The sequence below is a fragment of the Pseudoxanthomonas beigongshangi genome, from assembly GCF_016820515.1.
GTDB classification, from domain to species: Bacteria; Pseudomonadota; Gammaproteobacteria; order Xanthomonadales; family Xanthomonadaceae; genus Pseudoxanthomonas_A; species Pseudoxanthomonas_A beigongshangi.
Map to the genome: position 1 here is coordinate 1 of NZ_JADHDV010000051.1, position 6,795 is coordinate 6,795.

Consider the following 6,795-nt stretch of genomic DNA (forward strand, 5'->3'; position numbering starts at 1 on the left):
ACCGTCTACGAAAGCGGGGGCGTACCATCTCGATTCGGTGCCGTATCCATCCCATAGGAAAGTTCCTAAAGTGATGCGCTTTCGTTTAGGTGTGCTGTACAAGCGTTCACCTATATGAGCCTCGTTGCGTGCAATGCGCGCGCTGCGGCGTGGGTTGCCGCGTTCGAACGCGCGAACGATGGGGAATCGCTGCGTCGAGGCCTCAGTTGTAATCCAGCACGTAGGTGAGGCTGGCGTCGGCGTGTCCCGCACCGGGCGTGCCGCCCTCGCTGGCGTAGCGCGCGGTCGCGGACAGGCGATATCGCTGGCGCTGGCGCGTGCCGTCCTGCCACTTCAATGGCAACGCCCGCTCGGGCGAGAACGGCAGCGGATTGCCGTCCTCGTCCTTCAGCGCGATGCCCACGCCGCTGGCGGTGTCCGCGCGGCCGGCGAGATCCAGGTTCAACCAGCCGTCGCGCGGCGAATCGCCCTGGAAATGGATGCGCACCGGCGGTGGCGTGGCGGGATGGGCGCCTTCGCAGTCGATGTCGAGAGTGAAGGAGCGCGCGGGTGCGGCGTTGCGGGTGAGCTCGAGCGTGCTGATCCGTCCCATCGGCACTTCCAGTGGCGACACGACCGGCATGCAGCGGGTGTAGTAGGTATCGTGGGTGAGGTTGAAGCGGAGGTGGGTGCCGGCGATGTCGATCAGCGTTTCCGGCCGGGAGGGAATCGGGAGATCGGCGCGATAGCTGAAGACCACGCTGCCCTTGCCCACGTAGGCGTCGGTGCGGATGAATTCGACAACGGCGTAATACGGGCTGCTGAGTACTTCGCCTCCGCCCAGATCGCTGGCCTGGAAGGGGGGATAACGGGTGTCCTGCCAACCGTTCGCGTAGATTTCGCGGAAGCCGATACGGACCCCGACGCCTTCGACCGGGGTTTGATAGACCTTGGGTTGGCCGCTTTCCGGGAGCGTCATGTTCGCCACCGTCATGCCGTAGACGGTGCCGCGGCGGCAGGTGTAGATGCGCTGGCCCCCTTGGAGCAGGAGTTCCTTGCTCGCCATCACCTGGCCGATGGGGACGAGTTTGAGGTTGATGGGGGTAGTGGGCGGCGAAGGGATGGTCTGGCTCAGGTTCTCCAGTGCGCCCCACGGACTGCAGCTGGCTTCGGCCAATGCGGGCGCGCCGAACATCAACAGCAGTGGCCATGCGCGACATGTCCGGAGCGGGATGTTCGGGAATTTCAAGCGCGGTTCCTGGTTCGGAGGAATGCCGTCCGCCGACGCGATGACGCGTATGCCGCTTGTGTGGTGTCGGGACGGAGCGCAGGAATTCTTGTTGGGCGCCGTGCGGCCCGATATAGGAAGAATCCTAAAGTGAGTTGATTGTCGGCTTGGTGTGGGGCATGGGTTCATTCGTCGGGCCGAGGCGGGAAATGGCTGCGTGCTCCGGAGCCGGCCCCCACCCAGCCTCCCCCGCAGGCGGGGGAGGGGCGCACAGCTTGCTTCCTTCCCCCGCTTGCGGGGGAAGGTGCCCGAAGGGCGGATGGGGGCAGACGGAAGAGCGAGTCGTGTTCGCGGTTGTTCTGTGCGGATGTGCTACGTGCTTCGGATGCGGCCCCCACCCAGCCTCCCCCGCAGGCGGGGGAGGGGTAGTTTCATGTTGCGGGGTGGGGAATGAGTTCCTTTCCCGCATGCGTCCTTCCCCCGCTTGCGGGGGAAGGTGCCCGAAGGGCGGATGGGGGCGAGCGGGCGAGTGAGTTGTGTTCGCGGTTGTTCTGTGCGGATGTGCTACGTGCTTCGGACCCCGCCCCCACCCAGCCCCCGCAAGCGGGGGAGGGGCATGACCCCGGGGAGTTCTAGAGACTGTGTATCCGGCTTGAAGCATCAGCCCGGCCGGCGCCCGAACAGCGCGGTGCCGATGCGGATCTGGGTGGCGCCTTCGGCGATGGCGATCGGGTAGTCGTCGCTCATGCCCATCGACAGCGTGTCCACGCCAGGATGCGCCGTCGCCAGCGCGTCGTACAGCGCCTTCATGCGCACGAACGCCGGACGGCGCAGCTCCGGATCCGCATGCGGAGTGGGGATGCACATCAGTCCGCGCAGGGCCAGCCGGGGTTCGGCGGCGATGGCGGCGGCGAGCGCGGGCAGCTCGGCGGGCGCGCAGCCATGCTTGCTGGCTTCGTCGTCGATGTTGACCTGGATGAGCACGTTCAAGGGCGGTCGGTCGGCCGGGCGATGGCGGGCGAGCGCGGCCACCAGCTTGGGCCGGTCCACCGTTTCCACCCAGTCGAACAACTGCGCGGCGAGCTCGGCCTTGTTGGATTGCAGATGCCCGATCAGATGCCAATCCAGCGAAAGCTCGACCAGATCACGGACCTTGGCGGCCGCTTCCTGCACATAATTCTCACCAAACGACCGCTGTCCGGCGGCAGCCAGCGCGGCCACCGCCGCGCCCGGCTGGGTCTTGGACACGGCCAGCAGGCGGGGGGCTGGCCGATGGGCGGCATCCGCAGCGTTTTCAATACGTTGCAGGGTGTCGCGAAGAGTGTCGGCGAGCATCATCCGGGGGCGGTTGGAAGGTCATTGGGGAGCGCTATACTGCCTTCAGGGGCAGCATCGTTCCAGTTTTGCAGCACTATTTCGGGGGAAGGCAAACCTATGGATATCGCCGAGCTGTTGGCGTTTTCGGTCAAGAACAAGGCATCGGACCTGCATCTGTCGGCAGGCCTGCCGCCGATGATCCGCGTCGACGGCGACGTCCGCCGCATCAACATCCCGGCCCTGGACCACAAGCAGGTCCACGCGCTGGTCTACGACATCATGTCGGACAAGCAGCGGCGCGATTACGAAGAATTCCTGGAAGTGGACTTCTCGTTCGAGATTCCCAGCCTGGCCCGCTTCCGCGTCAACGCGTTCAACCAGAACCGCGGCGCCGGCGCCGTGTTCCGTACCATTCCCTCCGACGTGCTGACCCTGGAAGACCTGGGCTGCCCGCCGCTGTTCCGCGACCTGATCGCCCAGCCGCAGGGCCTGATCCTGGTGACCGGCCCGACCGGTTCGGGCAAGTCGACCACGCTGGCGGCGATGATCGACCACATCAACAAGAACGAGTACGCGCACATCCTGACGGTGGAAGACCCCATCGAGTTCGTGCACACCTCGCAGAAGTGCCTGATCAACCAGCGCGAAGTGCACCGCGACACCCACGGTTTCAACGAGGCGCTGCGCTCGGCGCTGCGCGAGGACCCGGATTACATCCTGGTGGGCGAATTGCGTGACCTGGAAACCATCCGGCTGGCGCTGACCGCCGCCGAGACCGGCCACCTGGTGTTCGCCACCCTGCATACCAGTTCGGCGGCCAAGACCGTCGACCGCATCATCGACGTGTTCCCGGCCGGCGAGAAGCCGATGGTCCGCTCGATGCTGTCCGAATCGCTGCGCGCGGTGATCAGCCAGGCGCTGCTGAAGAAGGTCGGCGGCGGACGCACCGCGGCCTGGGAAATCATGGTCGGCACCCCCGCCATCCGCAACCTGATCCGCGAGGACAAGGTGGCGCAGATGTATTCGTCCATCCAGACCGGCCAGCAGTACGGCATGATGACCCTCGACCAGCACCTGCAGGACCTGGTCAAGCGCAGCCTGGTCACCCGCCAGCAGGCGAAGGAATACGCGAAGGACAAGCGGTTGTTCGAGTAAGCGCCGGGATTCGAGATTCGGGATTAGAGATTCGCAAAAGCCGGGATTCAAGAGTCGAGACGGGATGCGAATCCCCAATCTCCAATCCCCAATCCCGGCTCCCACAGGGAGCCACCCATGAGCAGCATCGACTTCACCTCCTTCCTCAAGCTGATGGCGCACCAGAAGGCGTCGGACCTGTTCATCACCGCCGGCATGCCGCCGTCGATCAAGGTCCACGGCAAGATTTCGCCGATCACCCAGACGCCGCTGACGCCGCAGCAGTCGCGCGACCTAGTGCTGAACGTGATGACGCCGGCCCAGCGCGAGGAATTCGAAAAGACCCACGAGTGCAACTTCGCCATCGGCGTGGCTGGCGTGGGCCGTTTCCGCGTGAGCTGTTTCTACCAGCGCAACCAGGTCGGCATGGTCCTGCGCCGCATCGAGACCCGCATCCCGACGGTGGAGGAGTTGAACCTGCCGCCGGTGATCAAGACGCTGGCGATGACCAAGCGCGGCATCATCATCTTCGTCGGCGCCACCGGCACCGGCAAATCCACCTCGCTGGCGGCGATGATCGGCTACCGCAACCAGAACTCGACCGGCCACATCATCACCATCGAGGACCCGATCGAATTCGTGCACAAGCACGAGGGTTGCATCATCACCCAGCGCGAGGTCGGCATCGACACCGACAGCTGGGACGCCGCGCTGAAGAACACCCTGCGCCAGGCGCCGGACGTGATCATGATCGGCGAGGTGCGTACCCGCGAAGGCATGGACCACGCCATCGCCTTCGCCGAAACCGGCCACCTGGTGCTGTGCACCCTGCATGCCAACAACGCCAACCAGGCGATGGACCGCATCATCAACTTCTTCCCGGAAGACCGCCGCACCCAGCTGCTGATGGACCTCTCGCTCAATCTCAAGGGCGTGGTCGCGCAGCAGCTGATTCCCACGCCGGACGGCAAGGGCCGCCGCGTGGCGATGGAAATCCTGCTCGGCACCCCGCTGGTCCAGGACTACATCCGCGACGGCGAGATCCACAAGCTGAAGGAACTGATGAAGGAATCCACCAACCTCGGCATGAAGACCTTCGACCAGAGCCTGTTCGAGCTGTACCAGGCCGGCGAAATCTCCTACGAGGACGCCCTGCGCTACGCGGACTCCCAGAACGAAGTCCGGCTGCGCATCAAACTCTCCCAGGGCGGCGACGCCCGCACCCTGGCGCAGGGGCTGGATGGGGTGGAAGTGGCGGAAGTGCGCTGAGGCGCATGATCTGACGGGATGGATACCGGTCTGGACAGCAGCCCCTATCGGGCACCCGATGGGGCCATCGAAGAGCGGCCGGCCACGCGCGCCAAGCCATTTTTCCTCGCACCACCCACCTTGAAGCTGGTGGTGATGATGGTGTTTACCCTGGGCTGGTACGCCGTCTGGTGGTTCTACCGCGCCTGGCGCGCGGTCAGGCAGCATGATCGCAGGCAATTCAATCCTGCCTGGCGCTCGATCTTCGCCCTCTTCTATGCCTACGCCTGTTTCCGGGCGATCAATCGAATCGCCGCCGATGGCACGCGGGAAAAAAGGGCTCCGGCGGGACTGCTGGCCATCGCCTATGTAGTGCTGGCGCTCACCGTGCTGTTGCCCGGCCCGCTGTGGCTGCTGTCTCCGCTATCGGTGCTGCCGCTGTTGCCGATGAACGCGAGGGCACGTCGCTACAACCAGTTCATCGACGCCACGGTGTATCGGGACGAAGACGGCTTCAATGCCTGGAACTGGCTGGGGATCGTCGTCGGTGGCGCGTGCTGGGCCATCCTGTTGCTGGGTTTGCTTATCTATTTTTTGTCGACCCTTGTGCCAGCGGCTTAGCGGAAGCAGGGCGCAGTACCTTCGCAATGATTGCCGGGGCCGGAGATTCATGACGGCGGGGCGGCGCGTGGTTCAAAGACAGCTCCCGTGCCTGGCCCACCGTATGATGACGGCATGTCGATCGCCCTGGCCGCCCCGCACATAGAAGCCGCCGAACGCCTGCGCGAATGGTTGCTTCCGTTCGACCGTGTATTCGTATTGACCGGAGCCGGTTGCAGCACGGCCTCCGGGATTCCCGACTATCGCGACGCCGACGGCCAATGGAAGCGCACGCCGCCGGTGACGTATCAGGCGTTCACCGGGGACCCATTGACCAATGCGCGCTACTGGGCGCGCAGTTTCGTGGGCTGGCCGCGGATGGCGCAGTCGCAGCCGAATGCGGCGCACCGGACGCTGGCGGCGTGGCAGGGCGGGCGGTTGTCGCAGTTGCTGACCCAGAACGTCGATGGCCTGCACGAGCGTGCGGGTAGCCGCGAGGTGATCGATCTGCACGGGCGCATCGATCAAGTGATCTGCCTGCAATGCAGGACGCTGTCCGCGCGGGCGACGTTGCAGGAACGCCTGCATGACGCGAATCCGGATTGGCATGGACTGGAGGCGGCGACCGCGCCGGATGGCGATGCGGATCTGGAGGGGCTGGATTTCAGCCGGTTCCGGGTGCCGCCGTGCGATGTCTGCGGCGGCATGCTGAAGCCGGACGTGGTGTTCTTCGGCGAGAACGTGCCGCGTGAGCGTTATGAGCGGGCGTTGGCGGCGCTGGACGCATCGGAGGCGTTGCTGGTGGTGGGGTCTTCGCTGATGGTCTATTCGGGCTTCCGTTTCGCCCGCATCGCGCATGAGGCGGGCAAGCCGATTGCCTTGCTCAATCGTGGGCAGACCCGAGCGGATGCGCTGGCCGATCTGAAGCTGGATGCTGATTGCGTGGCGGTGTTGCCTGTCGTGTAGGGTGGGGCGCTGAAACTCTTCTCCCGCCTGCGGGAGAAGGTGGCGCGAAGCGCCGGAAGAGGGCGCTTTGTGCTTTATCGACGTTGCCCCCATCCGCCTTCGGCACCTTCCCCCGCAGGCGGGGGAAGGGAGGGCGTGATCCGTCCTGGGGGAGGGCGCGGAGCTGGCGGAGCAGGGTTTCGCAGTCGCTGGCGGTCATGGGCGGGGCAAACAGGTGGCCTTGCAGGCTGTCGCAGCCGAGATCGCGCAGGGTGAAACTCTTCTTCCGCTTGCGGGAGAAGGTGGCGCGAAGCGCCGGAAGAGGGCGCTTTAGGCGTCATCTG

The 6,795-nt window shown here is 65.2% G+C and carries 6 protein-coding genes; 4 read left to right on the plus strand and 2 right to left on the minus strand.

Going from position 1 to position 6,795, the window contains the following annotated elements; translation table 11 throughout:
- Positions 1–202: 202 nt before the first annotated feature.
- Positions 203–1,228 (minus strand): fimbrial protein, encoded by a 1,026-nt coding sequence (locus IQ458_RS19235; protein WP_203323818.1) that lies wholly within the window; start codon positions 1,226–1,228, stop codon positions 203–205.
- A gap of 639 nt (positions 1,229–1,867) precedes the next feature.
- The gene (locus IQ458_RS19240; protein WP_203323819.1) at positions 1,868–2,542 is read right to left on the minus strand and encodes a YggS family pyridoxal phosphate-dependent enzyme; all 675 of its coding nucleotides are present in this window, start codon (positions 2,540–2,542) and stop codon (positions 1,868–1,870) included.
- 99 nt (positions 2,543–2,641) lie between these two features.
- On the opposite strand from IQ458_RS19240, the gene IQ458_RS19245 reads away from it, so the two are divergent.
- From IQ458_RS19245 to IQ458_RS19260, 4 genes are all read left to right on the plus strand, one after another.
- Positions 2,642–3,679 (plus strand): type IV pilus twitching motility protein PilT, encoded by a 1,038-nt coding sequence (locus tag IQ458_RS19245; RefSeq protein WP_141453781.1) that lies wholly within the window; start codon positions 2,642–2,644, stop codon positions 3,677–3,679.
- Positions 3,680–3,796: 117 nt separating this feature from the next.
- Complete coding sequence (locus tag IQ458_RS19250) at positions 3,797–4,927, plus strand: PilT/PilU family type 4a pilus ATPase (RefSeq protein ID WP_183643797.1); 1,131 nt, start codon at positions 3,797–3,799, stop codon at positions 4,925–4,927.
- An 18-nt stretch (positions 4,928–4,945) separates the two neighbouring features.
- Complete coding sequence (locus tag IQ458_RS19255; RefSeq protein ID WP_203323820.1) at positions 4,946–5,527, plus strand: hypothetical protein; 582 nt, start codon at positions 4,946–4,948, stop codon at positions 5,525–5,527.
- A 114-nt stretch (positions 5,528–5,641) separates the two neighbouring features.
- On the plus strand, positions 5,642–6,472 hold the full coding sequence (locus IQ458_RS19260; RefSeq protein ID WP_203323821.1) for an NAD-dependent protein deacetylase: 831 nt from the start codon (positions 5,642–5,644) through the stop codon (positions 6,470–6,472).
- Positions 6,473–6,795: the final 323 nt, after the last annotated feature.